This window comes from Pseudoalteromonas luteoviolacea NCIMB 1944 (assembly GCF_001625565.1).
GTDB lineage: Bacteria > Pseudomonadota > Gammaproteobacteria > Enterobacterales > Alteromonadaceae > Pseudoalteromonas > Pseudoalteromonas luteoviolacea_F.
Map to the genome: position 1 here is coordinate 76,880 of NZ_AUXS01000032.1, position 24,975 is coordinate 101,854.

Sequence of the window (24,975 nt, forward strand, 5' to 3'; positions counted from 1 at the left end):
AATCAGAACAAGGATTCAAAGCTCCCATCAGGAAATAAAATCCCAGGGATGCCTCTGATTGTTCGTACATCTCCCACGAGTTTATCACCAAAATAGAACCCTCCGGTATACAATTCCTTCTTTTTCTTGATGTCGACCCAGTAACCATCTCGACCACGTACAATTAGGTTGATATTCCCTACCAGGTTTGTAACTGTTACTTCACTCACGTGCCCACCTAAAATAAGTGAAACATCCGCGGATGTGAAATCGGATAACATATCAGGCTCGCCTGAGAGTTGAATCCTTAAATCCTTTCCACCGTTCAATGGAAGCTCCAATTGCGCACCAAAAACGAGATCCATATCAGAACGCATTGCCAACGGCGAGCGCTCGTTAGCATACAATCTGATTGGCGTCACTTGATTTGGGGTTGTTAAAACACCATCAATTGATAAATATGGGATCACAGCTTTGATAGTGCGGACGCTTAATCGATTTCTCAAATAGTCGATTTCGATATCACCGGACAAAATCGAGCTCCCTTGAGTCAATTTTACATTGCCAGTAGCATCTGACACCCCTACAACTTCTTCTATGTTGTTCGGGTCAAAACGTCCTTCAGTTACAATTTCAAATTGATCAAAAACGAAGTCTAGCGCAATATCAGGTTTAGTTACCGACCCTTTACCAGACCCAACAATTTTATCACCCAATAATGGGCTGATCCGCCATTGAGGCACAGTAATATCCATATCAACCTCAAATCCACGTCTGACACCCGTTATGATCCACCGAAAACCGTTCTCTGTCTGATATTCGATGTTGAGTCCAGGCAACGAGTACTCACCAGCCACTGAGCCTTCAAAAGGAGACACATGCTTCACTACATCGCCGATGACTTCTAGCGAAGCTAAAAATGCATTTTGCGCATCCGAGTTTGCTAAGTCTTCAACTTCCTCAAGCTTCGATTTTATTTCCTCGCTATATTGATCGTCTTGAAGACGCAGAACACCCAACGCATTTCTTACTTCAGTAAGTAATTCATTAGTATACGGCTTTATCTCAGTATGTAGTTCTCTAGAAGAGTTTAGTCTAAGTAGCTCATTCACTTCTAAAAGTACCTTAGCTGAGTATACTCGGTACACAGTGTTTGACTCTTCTGACAGTAATGTCTCCGATAAATACTGATTAGCCAATTGTTTGTATACTGATATCGCCTCGCTATTACCACTTACTCCCTCTGCAATTGCGTTTGAGAACAGCGAGGTATCTTTTTGACCGGTTGTATGCTGCTGCATAATATCTGCGTAGGTTAGTGCGTTTGCGACATACTCAGCTTTTTGCTCATTGAGTATGGTACTTTGCGTAATATGATAGTTTGGCGCTGCGGTTAAAGACCAAATAGCACTATCTAACTTAGCTGACACCAATGCACTTGAAAACGTAGAGAATAATAATTGATTGAGACCGGGCACAGGCAGCGCAATTGCCTCATAGCTAATTTCAGCATTAATTGGTTCGCCAAAATCAATTTCGTTATTACCGTTCAGATCATTTGGGTCATTTAACAATGAACGCCCGCAACCTTGTTCTCTAGGGCAGGACACTTGGCTATTATCTGGCTCAAACTTAAAATGATATTGGCCATCAACTGGTAAGGTCAAAGAAAAGCGATTTAGCGATTCAACTTGATGACGTGTTTCAACATTACCTTTGAGGTTTTGTATTATCAGTTCACCTTTTTGGCTAATAAAACTTGGCGCATAAAACCGCATATCAGCTTCAAAGCTCTCAGTTATATCATTGCCAAACCCTGGTTGAATATCAGAAACTTGTGGAACTTCATCGCTACTTCCACCACACCCTGCTAGACCAGTAATGAGTAGGCACAGTACACTTCTTTTTATCATAATTACCTCCTACAACACCAAACGGACAAACCAGTTAATGTTTGCATAGTGCGCATCATCTAAATCCAACTTGTCAGTTTTGACAGAAAAGCCGAAATACTCATTCGCAACGCCCAACTCTACAGCTTTGGAATTCGATTCATACCCTGAAAATACACGCCAACTATCATTAAAGTGATAATTCACGTTGCCTTGTACAAATGTGTCTTTATAAAATCGTCTTGTAAATACATCAAACGATACGCGACCATTTAAACGATAGGATACATCTAGATAATATCTGGCATCGTGTTCAAATGTATAATCGACTTCTCGGTTAAACGCAGATGTACGCAAGCGAATTGAAGGTTCAGTGACAATACTGTCCCCTTCCTCAATAAAAGGCACATCGGTTGTCACACCATTGACAAAGCCCACCCCCTCGTATTTAGTTTCATTGACTAAATCGAGCGCTTTAAATGACACATTCAAATCATCACTAATTTGCCAATCAATCGATAAGTCGAAAGAGTAACCTTTGCCTTCAGGGCTTTGGTCAGGTGTGAAAGACTTAAATAAAATGTCTTTAGAAAAGAAGTACTGTGTTTGTAGATCACCTTTTATTTCATCACTAAATATGGTGCCATCAACGGTCGCGTCTTGGAAATGAGCACTCTGATAATAGGTTACTTTGGGCGTGATAGTCAGTGAGTTATCAAATAAAGCCACATCATAGGCAAGAAAAACGCCATGTGTTGTTGACTGTTTACCCTTTAGTAAATAACGATAGTTTCTCTTTTCAAATGGAAGGTCATTTTTCTCTAGGTAGGTAAATAGCGCAGTGTCTGGATCAAACTCAAGTGCATAGTTATACCGACTTTGAGCGCCCAAAGAGACCCCTTTATACTTAACACCAAGTTCAAAAACATTGAAAGTAAAAGCACTGTCGCCAGATTCAAGGGGTTTATTAAACTCATCAAGAAATGATTTGACTGGTTGAGCTTCAGTATATATTTCAGAGTCGAAGTTGTTAATTATTTCGAAATCGTTGGCATACGAAGAAGTAGAAAAAAGTATTGCCAAAAGAAGAGCATTGGGTTTTGTCATAAATATTAAGTTAAAGGCGGTATAAACCGCCTTCCTTTTATTATTGTGAAGAATAAACTAGTTGGTATTTTGTCCTAGGAAGTCGATATCAGTATAATCAATGACAGAGCCATCGTTATAAGTCACTCTAAATCCATTTGTAATTTCAATCACATCACCAACTTTCACAGGCGTTGTATCATTGTATAGTGTTACATCACCAAGCAATGGACCATCTGTATCGACGAGATCTACGTTGAATACATAGCCATTAAACTCATTTAGCATAATTTTCGCTAAACCAAGGTCATCATTGTTGTCTTCGTTCTTAAGCGCGAAGTCCGCAGTGAACAGAAGACCCTCTGTCGTTCCTGATACAACAATGCTTGCGTGTTCAATTGCGTCATTAACAAATAGTGGAATTGAATTACCTGCACTATCAGTTGAAGTGAGTTCTGAATATAGAGTACCGTCAAAACCGTATTGACCATCGACAAATTCAACAATATTGAATGTCTGCGCTTTAGATGCATCAAAGTTTCTAGCATCTTCAATTGTGGTAATACTGCCATCAACAAAAATCACGGAACATGAAGCATTTGGTTGTGCAACTACATCTAGGGCCCAACGCTCACACTCAGCCAAATCAGATGATTTAACTTGAACTGTTTGACCTTCCGTCGATTTCAACGTACCAGTCCACGTTAAAATAATTTTACTCGTTGCGCCCGAATTTACCTGAGCATTAGCAAGAATATGTTCATCTCCTTGCGTATTCGTCAACTCAACTTCATAGGTCTCAGTGTTATAACGATATGTCCACTCAGGGTAGTTAGGCGCTGTGCCATTATGAGAACCAGAATCAAGGTTTTGGTCCCAAATGTCTCTCACAACATCGTATACAACTTCACCTGCATTAAATACCGCATCAGCACCTTCTTTTGTCACAAATGCGATTGAAGTCAGTTTCTCTGTACCTGACTTACCTCTTGCAGTATCAACAGCTGAAGTAACATTTGTTCTCAAAGAACGAATACCCTGTTCACTCGCCTTAAAGTTATTGATGCCATTTGTTACATTGGTTTGGACTAATGTCGCATCTGCGAGTAGTTGCTCAGCACCTTCTTTTAATGCATCAGTTGCTACTGCCACATATTCGTCAGCACGAGTTTTAGCTGTATTTACATCAGTTAAAAACCCATCTGTTAGTGCATTCAATGCATTGAATTTTTCAACGGCGTTTTCAGCTGTCGCCAATGCTGTTTCAAGCGCAGCTAAATTACTACCTGCGGCGGCAAACTGACTAGTTGCTTCTGCAAATAGTGCTGACACCTCAGCATTGCTTGTATTGAAAGTCTGCTCACTTGCTTTAGCCCTTTCTAGAGCAGCTTCAGCAAGTACTTTTGCCGCATTCGCAGCATCGTCAATGGCTGCAATCGCTTTTTCGCGCTCACCATTAGCGGCCGTTATTAGTGCTGCTACGTTTGTGTTAAGTGTGTCTGAGTTTGTCACAAGCGCTTGTGAATTCGTAACCGCACCTTGAGCATCTTGCGTCAATGTTAGTAGGCCTTGTGCACTGGTCAAAAGCTGGCCAGCCTGAGAAACCAACGCAGTGACATTTTGTTGTAGGTTCAGATTTGCAAGAGCCGCAACAAGGTCATCAGCCGCTTTTAGATAAGCCTCTTTTTGCTCTTGAGATTCTGCCGCTCCACCTAGTGAAACAACAGTGCCTAGAACTGTATTTTGCTCTGTATATGACTGATTAAGCGCTGTAAATTGCTCTTGTGCCTGAGTAAGCGTGGTCTGTAACTCTGCTAAACTGTCATTGATCAAGGTTGTATCATCAGTGTTACACTCATCCCCTTGACAGCCAAGGTCTTCAACGGCTTTCTTCGAATCTTCCGCCGCATCTTCAAGTGCGTCTTCATCGGTAGCACCTGATTCAATCGCTTGGTCGCGCGCATCTTTTGCTTTCTCAGCCAATTCATTTAATGCGTCATCACTGAGATCCGGCGCGACTTCTTTCAGTGCTGCTTTAATTGCTTCAACATCACCGCTGGCGATAGCAACAAATACCGTCGCTGTTTTATTAACTTCTTCTTGGAGTGTTGTAGCAAGCGCTGCAACCGCTTCATTATTACTGTCTTTAAGACTTCCATCACTGACACCTTGCTTTAGAGTTGTCAGTACAGACTCTAAAGAAGAACCGTCATTTGAGCTAGAAGCGATATTTTGAATTGTTGATGCAACATTAATCAGTGCCAATGTACCAGCATCAATTGTGTCTTCAGCAGTTACATTTGTAAAATCAACGGCACCGCCAAGAGAAATATCACCTGTCAGTAAAACCGCATCTTTTGTCGCTTCTGGACCCATCAGCAATAACAAAGTGCTCAAACTTGCATTTGAGACACTATCAGAATCGATCGCGCCACCATCTTCAGATACTTTTTGTAAAAGTTCAGAAGCAAGCGTTGTAAATATGGTTGCGTTGGCCGTGTATGCCTTAGTTGTGCCTTCTGCACCCCTTGCCTGACGACTAGCTTGAGCAGTGATCTCTTTTACCACATTTAGTGTCAAATCGTCTTGATACCACTCATTAAAGTCAACTTTTGAGTTTGAGTTAACATCATTTTCGTTTGCTGCAGTAAAGTCACCACACCCTAACAGCGCGTCACATTTTATAAATCCACTAGACTTGGTCGTTTTAATCGTAATATAAAGAGCACCACTAAACTGTTGGTCAATGTAAAAACCATACGTACCGTCGTCTGCTGTAACCAAAGATGCCGGGCTTTCACTGACTATTTGGCTTTTTGCTTGCGCAACTGCTTCAGCTTCAGACGCTGCTGTTGCTTTCTTTTCTACAGTTTCTAGGTTGCTTCTATAAGCAACATCTACCAGCTCGCCACCTTTTAACTCTTTAACTACAAGCTCTGCGCCTCTTAATGTACCTTTTACAGCTTTACCAGAAACAAAAACATTGAAGTCAACCGACGCAGTACCTTCAACGTCAGCTGGTTGTACGGGATCAACTGGTACTACCGTGGTCGAGTCTTCGCTCTCAAACAGGCTACAACCAGACAGGCCAAGTGAAAACGCAATTGAAGCGGAGATAGGGGTAAGGTAAATTTTTTTATTCACCACAGGAGGCCTCCTTAAATGCCTATAGATTTTTCTTTTATTTGTTTTAAGCGTAGTTGTTATAGAGTAATTCTCTAGTGCTCGGGCTAATTTTTTCAAAATTTCTTGTTAATTCATTTGTACTTAGCAAAAAAAGCGCATGTTTATTTTTGCATTTCTTTGGCTAATGACCTCCAAAAAAAACAACAATTCAGAAACCACGAATATACACAAACTCCACATTGTTACGCATATGAAAACAAACTAACCAATAAAAATCAACAAAACAATACAGAGATCGTTACTACTAAATCAGAAAAACACCTGAAAATTAACCCAAACGCCCTATATTTCGTATGTTTAGAGTAACAAACCCAGAATAATATCCACCTTATGTTTCAATAACACTGCAATATAAGTTACAGTAAAATTACAATATTAAAGAAAGGGGGTAATTTGTAGAATTGCAATTTTAAGAAAAGTTGGGGAAAGTGTAGTATCAATTATTGACGATAAGAGAATAGGTAAGCTGGTCCGCTTGATGACAGTTTGCTATTATCAGCGAACACAATCCGCCACTTCATTTCCGTTAAATTACACGATCCGAGCATTGCATCTGCTTTCCATCTCCCAGTTTTCACTTCATGGAAAAAAATGGGGATTTTTCCCATGTACATAGACACGCCTTCAATATGTGCACCTTGAATTTGCATATCATGGGGCGCTTCAATAAAGATCTCGAAAGGCTCCTCTGCCTTAAGTTGAGCATTTGACATCCAATATCTCACACCATTCCCCAATTGACACGGTTCAGACTGAACGCAATTTTTAGTTTTGACTGAACGTTCACTTTTTTCTGAACTTTCATGTATACTTATATATAGGTCTGAACAAGACGCAAGTAAATAAATTAAAAATACCAAAGCGAATGTTGAAAAATAGCGCATAATTTAAGCTGATAATTCGTCTTATACATATGCCTATGATACTACGCTTATCAAGATTTAGGAGCCAGCTGAGGTTGAAATTAATCTCGGTTGGCTTGACCGTGGTCATGAAAACTCAGCGGTTTTTAACTACCTGCTGAAAACTTGATTGATGTCATGCTTTGGGGTGTTTTAGGTATCTTTTGTTTTGCAAAAAAATTATTATTTCCTTGCAAAAATAAGGGTTTCTCAGGCTTGCTTTGTCTTATTTAGCGTACGCAAAGCGGGACTGTTGAAATATAAAATATAGGGCCTGTTTTACAGGTTAATCATTTCTAAACGCATTAACTGCAGCGGAATCCAGAAAATGAGCCAAACAGTAGCATCACAAACTGAGTACAATTATAAAGTTGTACGCCAATTCGCTATAATGACAGTGATTTGGGGCATCGTTGGCATGGGTGTAGGTGTCTTTATCGCAGCGCAACTTGCTTGGCCTGCTTTAAACTTCGACATTCCATGGTTGACTTACTCTCGACTTCGTCCGTTACATACGAACGCTGTTATTTTCGCATTTGGCACAAGTGCATTATTCGCAACGTCTTACTACGTTGTGCAACGTACTTGCCAAACGCGTCTATTCTCTGACAAATTAGCTTCTTTTACATTTTGGGGCTGGCAGGCAATTATCGTTGCAGCCGCAATTACCCTGCCTTTGGGCATTACAAGCTCAAAAGAATACGCTGAGCTAGAGTGGCCAATTGATATCGCAATCGCGGTTGTTTGGGTAACCTATGCTGTTGTCTTTTTTGGCACATTGATTAACCGTAAGGTCTCTCACATATATGTTGCCAACTGGTTCTATGCAGGATTTATCATAACTGTTGCTGTTCTTCACATAGTTAACAGTATGGCTGTACCGGTGTCGCTTACAAAATCGTATTCAATCTATGCAGGTGCTGTAGATGCCATGGTTCAATGGTGGTACGGGCACAACGCAGTAGGCTTCTTACTCACCGCGGGCTTCTTGGGTATGATGTACTACTTCGTTCCAAAACAAGCAGGTCGCCCGGTTTACTCGTACAGATTGTCAGTTGTACACTTTTGGGCACTTGTTTCTCTCTATATTTGGGCCGGTCCTCACCACCTTCATTATACTGCCCTACCTGATTGGACTCAGTCTTTAGGTATGGTGATGTCAGTCATTCTATTTGTCCCTTCATGGGGTGGTATGATCAACGGCATCATGACGCTATCAGGGGCATGGCACAAGCTTCGTACAGACCCTGTTTTACGCTTCCTTGTTGTATCTTTGTCTTTCTACGGGATGTCAACATTTGAAGGCCCAATGATGGCAATCAAGTCTGTAAATGCGCTGTCACATTACACCGATTGGACTGTAGGTCACGTACATTCAGGTGCATTAGGTTGGGTTGCAATGATATCAATCGGCGCTATCTACCACTTAATCCCTGCTCTTTTTGGCCATGCAAATATGTATAGCGTCAAGCTAGTCAACACACACTTCTGGTTACACACTGTAGGCGTTGTTCTATACATTGTCGCAATGTGGATTTCAGGTGTAATGCAAGGTTTGATGTGGCGAGCAGTGAACTCTGACGGCACACTTATGTATAGTTTTGTGCAGTCTTTAGAAGCATCATACCCATTCTATATCATGCGCTTCTTAGGTGGTGTGTTCATCGTAGTCGGCATGCTAGTAATGGCTTATAACGTATACCGTACTGTTACAGCAAAAAGTGGCTCTTTGGCTACTGATGCAAACACACAAATGGCTTAAGAGGTATCGAATATGAGCAACAATAATTCGACAAACAAACATGAGATTGTAGAAAAAAATGTCGGCTTGATGGCGATTCTAACTGTGTTTGCAATTAGCTTTGGTGCATTGGTAGAGATAACGCCGCTAATGTTCCAAAAGGACACAACACAGCCAGTAGATGGTTTGCGTCCGCTCACGGCACTCGAAATGGAAGGCAGAGATATTTATGTACGTGAAGGTTGTTACAACTGCCACTCACAAATGATCCGCCCATTTCGTGACGAAGTTGAGCGATATGGACACTACTCTGTTGCCGGTGAATCTGTTTGGGATCACCCTTTCCAATGGGGCTCCAAACGAACTGGCCCTGATTTAGCTCGCGTAGGTGGTCGCTACTCTGACGACTGGCACTACGCGCACTTAATCGACCCTCGCTCCGTAGTTCCTGAATCTAATATGCCAGGTTACCCTTGGTTAGAAGAGAACATACTGGATGGTAAATTAACCGCTAAGAAACTTGAAGTCTTCAAAAACTTCGGTGTGCCATATACCGATGAAGATATTCAAGGTGCAAAAGCAGCTGTGGAAGGCAAGACAGAAATGGAAGCGCTCATAGCTTATTTGCAACAACTTGGCACGCATTTGAAGTAATTTATTATGGATTACGGCACATACAGAGGCATTTTAACTCTGGTAATTTTAGTACTGTTCATTGTGATTGTTGTGTGGGCATACAGTAAGCGAACGAAAAGTCGTTTTGACGACGCTGCGAAAGCCATTTTCGACGACGAAATAGAACACGACAACACAGTCTCAAAAGAGGAAAAGGAGTCTGAAAAATGACTAGCTTTTGGAGTATTTGGGTCATTGTATTGACCTTAGCATGTCTGGCTCTAATCTTTGGCCTACTGATTTGGAACCTGAAAAACTACACAGGGGTCGAAGAAGGTGCCAGTTGTGGTCATGAGTTTGACGGCATTGAAGAGCTTAACAATCCATTGCCAAAGTGGTGGACTTACATGTTCTTCGCAACGTTCGTTTGGTCTGTGTATTACCTTGCGATGTACCCAGGTTTGGGCAATTTCGTAGGTTTGTTAGGCTGGACAAGTTCTAACCAAGGGGTCACCTCCCTTGAAGAATCTAAACAAGCGATTTTGGAAGCCAAAGACAAAGGTCTATGGGTTCAACTCGACAAAGAGTTCGAAGCGGCAGATGAACGCTTTGGCCCTATCTTTAAAGCATTTGCAGAGCAAGATGTATTAACGCTTGCAAACGACTCAGAAGCGCTTGAAATTGGCCAAAGACTCTACGCACAAAACTGCGCTCAGTGTCATGGTTCGGATGCGCGCGGTGGGTTGGGCTTTCCAAACCTAACGGATAAAGATTGGCTTTATGGTGGCAACCCTGAGCAAATTAAAGAGACTCTTTTACAAGGTCGCGTTGCAGCTATGCCTGGCTGGGAAGCTGCATTAGGAGAGCAAGGCGTAAAAGAGATGACCGCTTATGTTTTGAGCTTATCAGGTCGAAAGGTTAACCAAAAAGACGCCGATGCAGGTCAAAGCAAGTTTGCAATGTGTGCTGCCTGTCATGGTATGGATGGCAAAGGTTCAGTTGCCCACAACTTACCATTTGGCGCGCCGGACTTAACGGACAATATTTGGCTATATGGTGGCTCCCAAAGAGCCGTTGAAGAGTCAGTTCGTCATGGCCGTGCAGGTGTAATGCCAGCTTGGAAAGACATTTTAGGTGAAGATAAGGTTCACCTGCTAACAGCCTATGTTTACAGTTTGTCGCAAGACAAATAAACAGTTAGATGAAATAAGCAAGCTTCCGAATTTGGAGGCTTGCTCTTTAAAATAAAAATAGAGCTTAGATATATAAATCTTGCGATAAAGTAGATACAACAACATTGTAAAGTAGTGAACAATTATGAATCCAACCCCCTGGTATAAGAATTTTTGGCCTTGGTTTTTGATGTTTTTCCCGCTCGTTACCATCATCGCGTGCGTTATTCTAGTCACTGTTGCAGTGGGCAATGGACCTGATATGGTGGTGGATGATTATTATAAAAAAGGTAAAGCGATTAACCTTGAATTGAGCAAATTCGACAAAGCTAAAGCACTATATTTACACGGTGACCTCGTTGTTGAAAATGAGCGCGTGAGTTTTAATTTTACCAAGGGAGATCACAGCAAAGTTAACGCACTTAAAGTCTCCTTCTATCACCGAACAATAAAAGAATATGATTTTTCACTCACGTTGCTGGCAAATGCCAGTGGAGCATTTACGGCACTACTAGATGAGGCACATCACGGTGCATTCACCGTGTTTATCGAACCTATGGATAGCAGTTGGAAAATGAAGGAAAACCTACAGTTACCGACTGACAAACCGATTTCAATTACACCTCAATACAAGTAAGTCTTATGGCAAAAAGTTGTTTTCATTGCCTCGAAGCCGTACCTCATGGATTTCAAGGCGAAGTAATGTTTGAAGGTGTTGCCAATCCTGTGTGCTGCACAGGTTGTCAGGCCGTTGCTGAGACAATTCTCGCTCAAGGCATGAGTGATTATTATAAGTTTCGTACTGAGTCTAGTGGCAAAGTACAAGAACTTGTCCCAGAACAATTAAAAGAACTGCTCAGTTACGACAATCAAGATATTCAAAAAGACTTTGTTGCCGACCAAGGCAGCAACAAAGAGGTATTGCTTAGCGTCGAAGGGATCAGTTGTGCTGCATGTGCTTGGCTGATAGAAAAACAACTACTTGCGCTTGCTGGCGTACAGCGTGTAGATGTAAACACTTCCACCCACCGAGCTATGGTTTTATGGCAAGACTCAAGCACAAAACTGAGCGAAATAATTGGCGCTTTATTGCAGATAGGATACAAAGCCTATCCATTTCAAGCTGATGAAGAAGCAGCACAAAAGCAGGCCGCAGCAAAGGCATATTTGCGCCGACTAGGTGTAGCTGGGTTAATGACGATGCAAGTCATGATGTTTGCATTCGCCATGTATTTTGGCATGTTCTCCGGGATGGATGAAGGATTTGAGCAATACTTCAGGTGGATAAGCCTAATTTTAGCGTCACCCGTTATCCTCTACTCTGCCCTGCCATTTCTTGCCAATGCGATTAAAGGTCTTAAAAGCCGTCAACTGAATATGGACTTACCTGTCTCTTTGGCTATTTTTGGAGCCTATGGCGCAAGCTGTTACGCCACTGTTATGTCTGTAGGTGAAGTCTACTTCGAGTCAATTTGTATGTTTACCTTCTTACTATTACTTGGGAAATACCTCGAGTTTAGAGCCAGAATGAAGGCCAGTGAGTTTACCGCAAACTTACAAAAACTTATGCCACTCACTGCAAGAAAGATAACCGGCGCCATTGAAGAGGTCATTGCTGCAAAAAGCTTAGCTCTTAATGATCTAATTCTGGTTAAACCTGGAGAAACCATTCCGGCCGATGGTATTGTTGTTGAAGGCACCAGTACCGTCGATGAGTCGATGATGACAGGTGAACATTTACCAATTAAAAAATTTGTAAACCATCAAGTTTATGCAGGAACTCTCAATCACGACGGCGCTATCACTCTAAAAATTAATAAAGTAGGACAAAATACCCTACTAAACCAGATCATTAAACTGCAACATAATGCACTCATGAAACGACCAAAAATTGTTGAAGTAACTGACAAGGTCGCTCAGTGGTTTGTGGCGTGTTTGCTCATTTTTGCCTCAATCACCGCAATTGGCTGGTATCACGTTGAGCCTGAACATGCGTTTTGGGTCACTATTGCTGTTTTGGTTGCTACCTGTCCTTGTGCACTCAGCCTTGCTATACCCACAGCGCTAACCTGTGCTGTTGCCACCTTAACCAAAAAAGGGATCCTTATTAAAGAAGCGCATGTGCTAGAAACGGCACCAAAAGTAACTCGTTACGCGTTTGATAAAACCGGTACTCTTACTGAAGGACGATTTACGATTTTGAAAGTAGCCGTTTTGGACGAACAGTATACTGAACCAATGATAATGGCCCTTGCTTGTGCATTGGAACGTTACTCTGAACACCCTATTGCAAAAGCGTTTATAGACAAAAGCGAACATTTCATTGAAATTAAAGATGCAGTAGTCGCCACAGGACTCGGTGTTAGCGGTAATTACGACGGCAAAGACGTTGCTATCGGCAAGGCAAACTGGTTTGGCAGCCATGCCTCATTTTCTCAAGCAACGTTATTCATAGATAAACACCCCGTTGCTGATTTTTATCTTCAAGATAAGGTTAGGAGCAGTGCACCTGAGGTCATTGAGTTTTTACAAGCACAACAGCTTACCTGCCATATGCTAACGGGCGATAGCTCCAATGCGGCAAGTAATCTTGCCAATGAGTTGGGATTAGATTCCTACAAACAAGCTTGCTCGCCAAAGGATAAACAAAACGTGGTCGCACAGTGGGCTGATAAAGCGCATATTGTTGCAATGGTTGGAGATGGTGTGAATGATAGCCCGGTTTTCAATACCGCTCATTTATCAATTGCGATGGAAACAGGTGCTGATATTTCAAAAAATACAGCCGATGTAGTACTGTTAAATAGTGATCTAAATTCACTAAAAACACTACAAAGTGTTGCCATTAAAACAAAGCAAATAATCAGACAAAACTTGACTATTTCTTTGCTTTACAACGGATCCATCCTACCTATGGCAGCACTTGGGCTGGTGCCGCCTTGGCTTGCTGTGATTGGCATGTCTGCAAGTTCAATCGTGGTAATAACTAACTCATTAAGGTTACTAAAGCTATGAGTATAATTTACATATTGATCCCCATCGCCATCTTATTTGTCGTCATCGCAATTGGTGTGTTTTTCTGGGCTGTCAGAAGTGAACAGTTCTCTGATCTAAACAAGCAAGCTCACAGTATTTTATTTGAAGATGACAAAGAGCAGCACAAAAAGAGTAATGATGGAAATTAGTTTTGCCAGTGCATTTTTTATGGGCTTGATGGGCAGCGGACACTGCTTGGCGATGTGCGGTGGAATTGCGTCAAGCTTGCAGTTAGCACAAACAAAGCAAAAACCACTAGTTGTCGCCTTTTTATACAACCTGGGGCGACTAGTGAGCTACGCTGTAGCGGGGTTACTTGTCGCTTCGCTGGGTGTTTCATTGGCCAAACAACACACTTCTTTTGCGCTGGCTTTGTCTTACTTAAGCGGCTTTTTTATGTTGTTAGTCGGTTTATACATCATGCGAATTGCAGGTACTTTAAACTGGTTAGAAAAACTTGGTAACTTCATTATCTGGCAACGAATTGTGAAGTTAAACAAACATATTTTGCCAATTGATACCAAGACAAAAGCATTAGCATACGGCGCACTTTGGGGGTGGCTGCCATGTGGCCTAGTTTACACCGCACTATTGTGGAGCCTACAAGCCAAAAGCGCTCTTTACGGAGCGCTTACTATGGTAGCTTTTGCCTTGGGTACCTTCCCTGCACTCTTGGTTGCGGGGCAGTCAGCGCAGTTGCTGAACAAATTTTTGAACCACACAATTACGCGCATTGCGCTAGGAAACCTTTTTGTGTGGTATGGGTTTTACTTGATTATCATTACTAGTAATAAATTAGTAGATTAATCTAGTTTTATGCTTGCGAATATTAGATAATAGCAAGCATCAATTAAGCTTTTAAAAGCAGGAGTTTTTAAAGGCTTGTATCGTGAAAATTTCGAAGTACTGAACTTAATTGAAATATTTAAGTTTTTATTTCATGCAATTTTTGAATTTATTTTTTATGTGCGTCTAAGAGTAATGGATTAATTATGGATTTAAATAATCGCTCCAAAAGTCAGTGTACAATAAGTTGTACAAATTGCAGTATAAGCCAGCTTTGTCTGCCTTATTCACTTAACGGCAACGAAATGGATAAGCTCGATGAAATCATTGAGCGCAAAAAGCCTCTTCACAAAGGAGACTTTTTGTTTGAGTCTGGCTCACCACTTCAGGCTATCTTTGCTGTGAGATCTGGCTCATTTAAATCTTACACCCTGTCTGAACAAGGTGACGAGCAAATTACAGGCTTCCATCTTGCTGGTGATTTGGTGGGCTTTGATGCTATCAATAAAATGCAGCATCAAAGCTTCGCTCAAGCACTTGAAACGTCCATGGTATGCGAAATACCATTTGATACACTGGACGAGCTCGCTGGTAAATTGCCAAAACTTAGACAGCAGATCATGCGCTTAATGAGCAATGAAATCAATTACGATCAAGAGATGTTGCTGTTACTCAACAAAAAGACCGCTGAAGAAAGGCTCGCAACATTTATCTTTAATCTATCTAATCGTTTTGGTGAACGTGGTTTTTCTCGTAAAGAGTTCCGCTTTACTATGACTCGAGGCGAAATTGGTAATTATCTTGGCCTCACTGTTGAGACAATTAGTAGGCTACTGAGCCGATTCCAAAAAGCTGGTCTTATCAAAGTCGAAGGCAAATTCATTACTATTTTAGAGTCACAAGGATTAGCTGCTGCGGCAGGTATTACTACTTGATCTAAACCAATTTTTCCATCGAAATAGCTTTATACCTTGGCTATATCAGTTACACTCAAAGTATATTGATTAGCCAAGTGCCACAGGAGGCTTGTATGGATAAGATAAAGAGAATCCTTACTGTTATTGACCCGACTAAAGAGCAGCAAAACAGTCTTGAGCGCTCAATTAGTCTCGCGCAAACAACCGGTGCTGAAATAACGGCGTTCCTTTCCATCTATGATTTTTCCTATGAGATGACAACAATGCTCTCTAAAGAGGAGCGTGAGGCCATGAGGCTTGCGGTCATCAAGGATAGAGAAGCGTGGATCAATGTGTTGATAGAGCAATATACAGATCTTGATATACGAGCCAAAGTGGTATGGCACAATCGGCCGTATGAAGCCATTATTGAAGAAGTACTCAACGAACAGTTCGACATCGTCATTAAGTCCACACATCAACACGACACTCTAAAGTCAGTGATTTTTACGCCAACTGATTGGCATTTAATAAGAAAGTGCCCTGCTCCCGTTTTGCTGGTTAAAGATCAAGCTTGGCCTGAGCATGGTGAAATTATTGCTGCGGTCAACTCTGTAAGTGACAATGAACAACATCAAGAGCTCAACCAACGAATAATTAAAGACGCAAAATTCATTTGTAATTTAGCAAATGCGTCTTTAAGTTTGGTTAATACCTACCCAGCAACTCCGGTGAATATTGCAATAGAGATCCCCGAGTTCAATCCGTCTCAATATAGCGAAGCGGTGAAAAAGCATCACGAAGACGAAACATGGTCTTTGGCCAACCAGTTCGAAATTGCCAGAGAAAAATGCATTATTGAAGAAGGTCTCCCTGAAGATGTGATCCCCTCTGTCGCAGAGAAAAAGTCAGCTGAGCTAGTTGTCATTGGCACAGTTGGACGCACAGGGTTGAGCGCAGCATTAATTGGCAATACAGCAGAGCATGTGATCGACAGTTTGGACTGTGATGTGTTAGCACTAAAACCAGATGGCTACAAGAGCCCACTAGACCACTAACAAAAGAAAAGTCCGATATTAGTATCGGACTTTTTTCTCCTAGCTGTATAACACGCCCATGTGAAAGCTTCGTTCGTTACCATTAATGTACAGCCACCACTTTCGAATTAAAAACTCCCTCCTACTTATAACAGCAAGTCAAACACTCGTTTACATAAAAAATAGTAAATTTTTTTCTGTCCGTACCTAGATTTGTACCTCTTTGATTTTGTTAATGAAAAAGGAACTTAAAATCCTTGTTTCTTATTTAAACACCTCATTACGTTGATAATAATTCAACAAAACCATGTACAAATCTTAATCGCATACTATATATTGTATACAATCATACTTTATAAACTGTCATTAAAGTATGGTATGCAAGAGGTACGTCATTGAAATCAAACGGCTAAAAACCTCTTTAACAACATGTGAAGCATATTTTGCTTTACCCATACTCGTTAAAGGAAAGTTACAGTGCGACAAAAAAAACAATTAAGAAAGCTAGCCCTAGCTACGGCTATCACTGTTTCATTTTCAGCATCTGCTCAAGAAACCTATCTATTTGATAGACAATTGAGTTTCGAAAATGAAATTTCAAACCTAGTGGTGTCATCAACAAATGAACCTACCCAAACAAAGCAAAAGCTAATTTTAGATTCAATCAAACTAAACAGCGCTTTGGGTGAAAACCTGCAAGTAGGAAATTCACTTAGCCTTACAATTGATGGGCAGTTTGTACAAATTCACCTGTATGAAGTAACAAAACAAAATAGTAAAATAACCTATATAAATGGCCGCTCTTCCGACGGGCATGCCAAGCTGTCAATGATAAAAACAAATAACAGCTACAGCGCGAAGATTTATATTGGCAATGCTGGCTATTTATTAACCCCCGCGGGAAATGGACTTTATAAGTTAAGTAAATTTGTCCAAGATAACTCCCCTATTGACTCTACAGCTGATAGACCTGGTTTGGAGCACGGGGACTCTTCACACGGTTTAGTCGGTCACACAGAGATCTCGCCTTTCTTACGCGCAGCACCAAACAGCGATGCCAATGCAACGCCTGAAGTAACCGCCGTAGTTGCCTATACAGATAAACTCGCGGCCGAGGTTGGCGATGTCGATGCATACCTAGCACTAATGGAAAAAGACACCAACGACAGCTACACAGCTAGTGGTATTAACGCCAGCGTCAGAATCATACACTCCTACCAAACTGGCTATGTATCTACCGGAGACATGGCAGAGGACAACTCGTTACTACTAAATGAAGACACAAGTAGTTGGCTGGAAGAACCTAACCCACTGGCCCCAAACGGATTTGGCGTAGAACTGAAAAGTATTCGAGATGAACACCAAGCAGATATTATGGTGTTTTTAGCAGACCAAAATGCCAGCTCTCCTTGGGCTGGATGGGCAGGACAAATCGGTACGGATGCTGAGAGCGCCTTATTTACTTTAAGTAGCTGGGGTACTTTTAAAAATACATTTGCTCATGAACTTGGACACTTGTACGGTGCAAGACATGACAATGATTCGACGACCACACCTTTTGCTTTTGGCCACGGATATTGTAATGAGTCTAAAACGTGGCGCACACTGATGGCTATTAGCGATTGTGGAGAAAGGCTAAATGTGTGGTCAAACCCCAACAGTACCTATAAAGGAGAAGCTGGGGGGACTGTTGAAGTCAATGACAATGCACGAGTACACAATGAACGCGCTACATTTATGGCTGCTTTGCGAACATCGGCACACAACGCACCGTCAGCTACAATTACGCAAACTACCATAACACCTGGTAGCCTAACAGCTAGCTTCTCTGGTCAAGCTAACGATAGCGATGGCAATATTGTTTCTACGCTATGGGATTTTGGTGATGGTGTATACAATAATAAGCCATATGCACAAGGTGACTCGGTTACCCACAACTATCTATTCCCAGGCACGTACATTGTTAGGTACACAGCTACCGATAACCAAGGCTTGATCCATTCAGCTTCTCAGCAAGTTACCATTACCTCCACGCCTGGCCAAAGCTACTGTGGGGTAAAAGGAACAAATGCCGTCTACCAATATACACAAAGTGTATCTGTTAATGGTAAAGCACATCAATCGGACAGAAGGCAGTATACCGATCACACTGCACTAGAGCCGTTTACTGTTTACGCCGGCTCAGCAACAGGAATTGAGTTGCAACAAGGTACACGTGGCAGTAAGTTTGGCCCCTACTCCGCATATTGGGCTGTCTACATTGATTTAAACCAAAACAATAGTTTTGATGATCCCGGTGAGCTCATTCATTTTTCTGAGCCGCTAGCTAAATCTTCTCCAGAGCCCATACTTGCCAATATCACCATTCCCGACAGCGCACTAGCTGGCACAACTCGAATGCGTGTTATTCAATCCAACACGCTACGTGATGGAGAGACACAACTTGCAGCGTGCGGTGATTTCAAGTTTGGTGAAGCTGAAGATTACAGCATCACCATAATAAAAGAACCAAACCCAGCTGAGTTTACTGCGTCGATTAACAACAACGATTTTAACGTAGGCTTTGCTGTCGACTCTGCTGATGTTGCTTCGGTCAAGTGGGACTTTGGCGATGGACTATTCAGTGACTCAAGCACCAGCACCTCGCTGAGTCCAAATCACCAATATGTTTTTGGTGGAGAGTACACAGTAACGCTCACCGTTACTTTGAAAAATGGTGAAACATATACACATTCAAAGGTAATTACGGTATCGGCACCTGCTGGCCAAGATTATTGTCGCGCATATGGTAACCAGCCAAAGTATCAATACAACGCGAATGTAACACTTAACGGCAATAGCGTTACTTCAGGCTCAGCAAATTATACAGACCACACTGACAAAGTACTTGGCGCAGTTAGAGGTGATAATATTCTATCTGTACGTCAAGGTGCTACTGGATCTAAATCTTCTTATAACGCCGAGTGGCGTGTTTATATTGATATGAACCACAACGGCTCTTTTGAGGATTCTGAAAGTGTTTGGTACTGGGTCGGCGCGAATACTGCGAATGACATAGAAAAAACAATTTCTATTCCTACAACTGCATTGACGGGTAAAACCAGAATGCGTGTGCTACAAAGTTATGAAGAGTTGAAATCTCCATGCGGCCGCATCAGATGGGGTGAAGTTGAAGATTTCACAGTCGACCTTCAGTCTGATAACCCAGCTGATTTCTCTGCCAATGTAACTGCGAATAACCTTACTGTTAACTTTACTGACTCGTTTGGAAGTAACGCTGAAATTGCTTCAATTGAGTATGATTTTGGCGACAGCGCGGTAAATCCAAATCATACCAGCACTCAAAGTAGCCCTTCACACACTTACCTATATTCAGGTACTTACCCTGTAAGAGCAAAAGTTACATTGCAAAACGGCGTAAGCTATATGAAAGAGCAAAACGTCGAGGTTAGTGGCGCTGCTCACTGTATTGCATACGCCAAGTCAACAACTCAATGGACAAGTAAAGTACGCGTTGGCAACTTAAGTAATAGTTCAGAAAAGAGTAAGTTCAGCCACTTTGAAAATGCTGGATTCAAATTTAAGAAAGGCGACGCAACAGAGATTGGTTTGACACACGGTTCAAATGGGCCATACCTTGCAAATTGGGCTGTTTATGTAGATCTTAACCAAAACAATAGCTTTGACGACTCAGGGGAACTATTAGTTCTAACTAACGCGACTACCTTTGATGAAGTGGTTAACTCAGTAACGATTCCAGCTTCTGCTACAAACGGTTCAACAACAATGCGAGTGATCCAATCATATGAATTAACAGATGGGAAATTACCCGCATGTGGCACCTACGGTTGGGGTGAAGTTGAAGATTACTCCGTGACAATTACTGACGAACAAGGTCCTGAATCGGACTTACTCAATGGAGTGACTAAATCAGGTATTTCAATTGCAGCAAAAGAAACTAAAACCTTTACGTTTTTCGTTCCTGAGGGTGCTAAAAACATCAAGGTTGAGATGGGTGCGGGAACTGGTGACCCTGATCTATACGTAAAATTTGGTGATTCAGATACTGCAAACAACTGGGATTGTAGACCATATACTAGCGGCAATAGAGACGAAACATGTGACAGCAGCAAATTAACTAAATCCGGCGGTATTTACTATGTTTCGGTCGTAGGCTGGACGGCTTCTGACAACGTTACATTGACCGGTTCATACACAGAAGGTGATGTCATTGAACCACCTGTCAATGCCTGTGCAACTAAGACACCACAAACTCGTGGCAACTTGTCTAATAATGATGCCATCTGTATGGGCAGTAACACAGTCTATGTCGCCATTAACGTTCCAACTGGTCAGTCTAAGCTAACAATCACTACTTCAGGTGGGGACGGCGACGCTAGCATTTACCAAAACGCAGCTGGTTGGCCAAGCACAAGTAACTTCCATAATTCAGCGACTACTCAAGGTAGTAGCGAAGAACAGATAGTGATCAATAATCCGAGCTCTGGATGGCACTACTTAATGGTGTCTGGCCAAGGTACTGGAACACAACTTAACGCAAAGTTTGAATAAACAGATAATCTTCTCACTGGCCAAAGCCTCTTAGCAATAAGGGGCTTTTTTATAAAGCAAACACGGGCACTCCCCCAAATGCTCTCAAACAAAACAGCACTTTCGATACAATACTAGGCCTCCTATTTTTATCTCTTTCGTCTTTAAAAAAGCCAAAATTTTAACTAAGTAGCGCTTTTAGTGAGGGCATTTTTGTTAGTCATGGCACATCAAAATACCGCATCTTTAACCAGAGTTGCCGTACTCACAGATATGTTTATAAACTTAGAACCAAACTTTTACCCCGGTATTACTAACTAAATAGGGCTGGCGAGCTGATATCAAAATATTGCTTATCGATGAGGACAACCCAGCTTTTAGTCCAATTATACAAGAATTAAAAAAGGGCCTATTGGCCCTTGAGGAATAACCCAGTGCTCTACTAAAACACTAGTTTTTATAAAAATAGCTGTCCTTCGTAATCGAAATACTGCTATCTTCATTCGCGGAAATGGTGAACTGAATTGGCGTGCGCTTTCTCTGAATGTCATAACCATCGGCAGCAATGGTGACAGGAACGAGTAACATCTTACCCCCTTGAATCTCAATCTCTTGTGGCGCACTTAATTCTGCACCTTGTAGCCCATTGAAGCTAACTTGGTAATGCAAAGTTTGCTGGGTTTTATTGATGATGCTTAAGGTGTAAGGGTTTTCAACTAAGCCTTCAAAATTTACTCGATACAACGCATTTCGGTCACGGATCACGGATGCTTCTATCGGTGTGCGATTAAATGCCCAAATCGCCATTGTCGCAACAATCACAGCAAATAACCCCGCGTAACCTATGAGCTTTAACCTAAATGGACTGGAAGTTTTTCCGCCAGCTTGATTTTCACTAGCATATTTGATCAACCCAGTAGGATAACCAAACTTATGCATCGTATCATCACAGGCATCAATACAAAGCCCACAATTGATGCACTCGTATTGCAAACCATTTCTTATATCGATCCCTGCAGGGCAAACCTCAACACACAGGTTGCAATCAACACAGTCTCCTAAACCTTTCGCTTTGTGATCAGACTTACGTTTGCGTGGCCCCCTGTGCTCCCCTCTTTGTGCATCGTAGGTAACAACCAAGGTGTCTTTGTCAAACATTACCGATTGAAAACGCGAGTATGGGCATGCGACATTGCACATTTTTTCTCTTAAGAAGCCTGCGTTCCCATATGTACAAAAGGCAAATAAAAACACCCAAAAGCTAACTAGCCCAGACCATTCCAATGTAAACATATCCATGTATAAAGTTTTGGCTGGTACAAAATAAGCCATAAAAGAGGTCGCTGTAAAAAGTGAAATCACAAGCCAAATGGCGTGCTTAGTCACTTTCCTAGCTGCTTTTTGTGCGCCCCAGCTCGCCTTGTCTAATTTAATCCGTTGGTTGCGTGTTCCTTCCACACGGTGTTCAACCCAAGTAAACATTAACATCCAAATGGTTTGTGGGCAGGTATAGCCACACCATACACGACCAAGCCAATTTGTTACGAAGAAAAGGCCGAAGGCCCCGGCCATAAAGATCCATGCTAGGATCATAAAGTCGTGAGGTAAAAATGTTTGACCAAAAATCCTAAATTGCTGACTCGCAACATCTAAAAGAATAGCTTGTTGACCTTTATAAGGGATCCATGGAATAGCGACAAATACAAACATTAGGATCCAACCAAGATAGCGACGGACTTTTTGGAAGAACCCTTTTTGTTCACGGATATAGATTGGGCCCTCTTGCTTGTAGGGCTTGATAATCATATCCTCTTCTTTTATATCAAACTTCATATTACTTGCTTACAATGAGTGAAACACCCCTAGCTATTTGCAACTTTCAGACCAAACTGAAACTTCAGTATAACATTGATTTATAAAGATTTTTATTTTTAACTTGATTTGTAAAGCGTGATATATCACGAGTAAACTCTAAATATCGCGATTTTTAACAATTCCAAGCTTTTTCATTTTCGAGCGCAATGTGCTTTCATTCAAACCAAGCTTATCTGCAGCCCCTTGGCTTCCTGATATTTTCCAATTACTCTGCTCGAGCACTTCGATAATGTGCGCTTTTTGAATTTCATCAAGGCGTAAGCTGAGCTCGCTTTCTTCCTTTCCTCCCTCTTCAATGCGTAATGGCTGAGAAAGGTGCAGAGTGTGGCCGCTAGCCAGTATAGCTTCTCGTTCGAGTATATTTTGCAACTCTCGAATGTTGCCCGGCCAGCCATACAGCTGTAGCTTTTTAAGTGATGTTTTGGCGATTCCCTTGATATGTTTTCCCAAGCGTACATTCAATTTGTTGATCATGTTGGCACATAACATCGGGATATCTTCTCTTCGCTCCCTAAGCGGAGGCACTTTAATGGGAAAGACGTTCAATCGGTAATATAAGTCCATCCTAAACGCCCCTTGCTCAACCATCTGCCAAAGATCTCTGTTGGTAGCCGCTATAACGCGAATATTAACAGAGATGGTTTTACTGCCTCCAACACGTTCAAACTCTTGTTCCTGCAATACACGCAACAATTTACTTTGTGCTTCTTGGGGAAGCTCTCCGATTTCATCTAAAAATAGTGTTCCGTTGTGGGCCAGTTCGAACCGCCCTTTCCTTCTATCATGAGCACCAGTAAAAGCCCCCTTTTCATGGCCAAACAGCTCTGACTCTAACAAACTCGGGGAAAATGCCGCGCAGTTGACCCTCACAAATGGCAGGCTAGAGCGTGTACTTAGCGCATGCAGGTTGCGTGCTACTAACTCTTTACCTGTGCCATTTTCGCCAAGTATAAGCACGGTACTGTCTGTTTTACTTACTAACTTAATTTGCTCTAACATACGATTGAATACATGACTTTCACCGACGAGACCGGACCCTTGCCAGTTTTGATTGATTTCAGACAATAAATAGCTGTTTTCATCTTTAAGTTGCTCAGAAAGAGACTGAACTTGCGTCAATGCGTCACGAAGTGCCTGCTCCGTTTCAACCTGCTGTGAAATATCACGAAAAATAGCCACGGCACCGATTACTTGGGCATCGCGGTACACTGGCGTTGAGGTATACTCCACTGGAAAGCAAGAACCATCTTTGCGCCAAAACACCTCGCCTTTGACATACCGAGTCTCCCCATCAAACATGGTTTTATAGATCTGACATTCGTCTGCGGGGTATTCACTCCCATCAGCATGGCTGTGGTGATGATATTGATGGATTTTTTTCCCGAGTAACTCGTCAGCGCTCCAACCTGTCATTTTCTCTGCGGCTGGATTAATAAATACAGCATTGCCCGATAAGTCAAAACCGTAGATCCCCTCGCCTACCGCGTTTAATAATAACTTAGGGTCATTTAAAAAATGCTTAATAACTGATGACATCATCTTTCCTCGTGATATTTCACGATTAATACTACGCCAATCTACCTACTCAAACTAGGGACCGGTCTGTAAAGAATGATCTAGGTCAATCGATGACAATAAAAAGGAAGGGACATAAAAAAGCCCAGTAACAGTGTACCGGGCTTTTGGTCTATAGGTTAGACTAATTAGACATATTCAACTTCGATGATTTCGTATTCAACACTACCGTTTGGTGTTTGAATATTAACTGAATCATCCAACTCTTTACCAATTAAGCCACGTGCAATCGGAGAGTTAACAGAGATTAAATTGTTTTTAATATCTGCTTCGTCATCACCGACAATTTTGTACGTTACTTCTTCGTCAGTATCGACATTTACAATAGTTACTGTAGTGCCGAAAATAACTTTGCCATTGTTTGCCATTTTTGTGACATCAATAACTTGAGAAGTTGATAATTTAGCTTCAATTTCTTGGATACGACCTTCACAAAAACCCTGCTGTTCACGCGCAGCGTGATACTCAGCGTTTTCTTTTAAGTCACCGTGTTCACGCGCTTCTGCGATGTCGGCAACAATTTTAGGACGGACCACTTTTTTTAGATGGTTCAGTTCTTCACGAAGCATTTCTTCGCCTCGTACAGTCATCGGAATTGATTGCATAAGTCTCTCACTTGCAACCAAGGCCAAAGGCCTTGGCTTAT

Annotated in this window: 18 protein-coding genes; 11 read left to right on the forward strand and 7 right to left on the reverse strand. The window is 41.8% G+C overall.

The window, feature by feature from the left end:
* Positions 1-2: 2 nt before the first annotated feature.
* From N483_RS11800 to N483_RS11815, 4 genes are all read right to left on the reverse strand, one after another.
* Positions 3-1,892, reverse strand: coding sequence for a hypothetical protein (locus tag N483_RS11800; RefSeq protein ID WP_023401647.1), 1,890 nt, complete (start codon positions 1,890-1,892; stop codon positions 3-5).
* A gap of 9 nt (positions 1,893-1,901) precedes the next feature.
* Positions 1,902-2,954, reverse strand: coding sequence for a hypothetical protein (locus N483_RS11805; RefSeq protein WP_231105449.1), 1,053 nt, complete (start codon positions 2,952-2,954; stop codon positions 1,902-1,904).
* Between the two features lie 81 nt (positions 2,955-3,035).
* Positions 3,036-6,101, reverse strand: a complete 3,066-nt coding sequence (locus tag N483_RS11810) for a hypothetical protein (RefSeq protein ID WP_155735412.1) — start codon at positions 6,099-6,101, stop codon at positions 3,036-3,038.
* 482 nt (positions 6,102-6,583) lie between these two features.
* Positions 6,584-6,868, reverse strand: coding sequence for a hypothetical protein (locus N483_RS11815; protein ID WP_155250821.1), 285 nt, complete (start codon positions 6,866-6,868; stop codon positions 6,584-6,586).
* A gap of 505 nt (positions 6,869-7,373) precedes the next feature.
* Here N483_RS11815 and ccoN point away from each other — a divergent pair.
* The 11 genes from ccoN (at position 7,374) to N483_RS11870 (ending at position 20,900) form a co-directional block, all read left to right on the forward strand.
* A complete protein-coding gene (ccoN, locus tag N483_RS11820) occupies positions 7,374-8,807 on the forward strand; it encodes a cytochrome-c oxidase, cbb3-type subunit I (RefSeq protein ID WP_023401643.1) in 1,434 nt (477 codons plus the stop codon).
* 12 nt (positions 8,808-8,819) lie between these two features.
* Positions 8,820-9,440 (forward strand): cytochrome-c oxidase, cbb3-type subunit II, encoded by a 621-nt coding sequence (ccoO, locus tag N483_RS11825; RefSeq protein ID WP_023401642.1) that lies wholly within the window; start codon positions 8,820-8,822, stop codon positions 9,438-9,440.
* A 6-nt stretch (positions 9,441-9,446) separates the two neighbouring features.
* Complete coding sequence (locus tag N483_RS11830; protein WP_023401641.1) at positions 9,447-9,632, forward strand: cbb3-type cytochrome oxidase subunit 3; 186 nt, start codon at positions 9,447-9,449, stop codon at positions 9,630-9,632.
* Complete coding sequence (ccoP, locus tag N483_RS11835) at positions 9,629-10,594, forward strand: cytochrome-c oxidase, cbb3-type subunit III (RefSeq protein ID WP_023401640.1); 966 nt, start codon at positions 9,629-9,631, stop codon at positions 10,592-10,594. The genes N483_RS11830 and ccoP overlap by 4 nt, the downstream gene beginning before the upstream one ends.
* A 124-nt stretch (positions 10,595-10,718) precedes the next feature.
* Entirely contained in the window at positions 10,719-11,210 is a 492-nt protein-coding gene (locus tag N483_RS11840; protein WP_023401639.1) for a FixH family protein, read from the forward strand.
* A gap of 5 nt (positions 11,211-11,215) precedes the next feature.
* Positions 11,216-13,588 carry a heavy metal translocating P-type ATPase gene (locus N483_RS11845; protein ID WP_023401638.1) on the forward strand — a complete coding sequence of 791 codons (2,373 nt, stop codon included), beginning with the start codon at positions 11,216-11,218 and terminating at the stop codon, positions 13,586-13,588.
* The gene (ccoS, locus tag N483_RS11850) at positions 13,585-13,758 is read left to right on the forward strand and encodes a cbb3-type cytochrome oxidase assembly protein CcoS (RefSeq protein WP_023401637.1); all 174 of its coding nucleotides are present in this window, start codon (positions 13,585-13,587) and stop codon (positions 13,756-13,758) included. The genes N483_RS11845 and ccoS overlap by 4 nt, the downstream gene beginning before the upstream one ends.
* Positions 13,745-14,416 carry a sulfite exporter TauE/SafE family protein gene (locus tag N483_RS11855; protein ID WP_036977240.1) on the forward strand — a complete coding sequence of 224 codons (672 nt, stop codon included), beginning with the start codon at positions 13,745-13,747 and terminating at the stop codon, positions 14,414-14,416. The genes ccoS and N483_RS11855 overlap by 14 nt, the downstream gene beginning before the upstream one ends.
* 185 nt (positions 14,417-14,601) lie before the next feature.
* On the forward strand, positions 14,602-15,330 hold the full coding sequence (locus N483_RS11860) for an FNR family transcription factor (protein ID WP_023401635.1): 729 nt from the start codon (positions 14,602-14,604) through the stop codon (positions 15,328-15,330).
* A 95-nt stretch (positions 15,331-15,425) separates the two neighbouring features.
* Positions 15,426-16,349 carry a universal stress protein UspE gene (gene uspE, locus N483_RS11865; RefSeq protein ID WP_023401634.1) on the forward strand — a complete coding sequence of 308 codons (924 nt, stop codon included), beginning with the start codon at positions 15,426-15,428 and terminating at the stop codon, positions 16,347-16,349.
* 456 nt (positions 16,350-16,805) lie between these two features.
* Entirely contained in the window at positions 16,806-20,900 is a 4,095-nt protein-coding gene (locus N483_RS11870; RefSeq protein WP_023401633.1) for a GEVED domain-containing protein, read from the forward strand.
* A gap of 429 nt (positions 20,901-21,329) precedes the next feature.
* Here the strand turns inward: N483_RS11870 and ccoG are convergent, their stop codons facing one another.
* The 3 genes from ccoG to greA all read right to left on the reverse strand — a co-directional run bounded on the left by ccoG (position 21,330) and on the right by greA (position 24,934).
* Complete coding sequence (ccoG, locus tag N483_RS11875) at positions 21,330-22,712, reverse strand: cytochrome c oxidase accessory protein CcoG (RefSeq protein ID WP_023401632.1); 1,383 nt, start codon at positions 22,710-22,712, stop codon at positions 21,330-21,332.
* Between the two features lie 138 nt (positions 22,713-22,850).
* Complete coding sequence (locus tag N483_RS11880; RefSeq protein ID WP_023401631.1) at positions 22,851-24,290, reverse strand: sigma-54 interaction domain-containing protein; 1,440 nt, start codon at positions 24,288-24,290, stop codon at positions 22,851-22,853.
* A 167-nt stretch (positions 24,291-24,457) separates the two neighbouring features.
* Positions 24,458-24,934: a transcription elongation factor GreA gene (gene greA, locus N483_RS11885; protein ID WP_023401630.1), complete on the reverse strand. Its 477-nt coding sequence runs from the start codon at positions 24,932-24,934 to the stop codon at positions 24,458-24,460.
* Between the last annotated feature and the right edge of the window lie 41 nt (positions 24,935-24,975).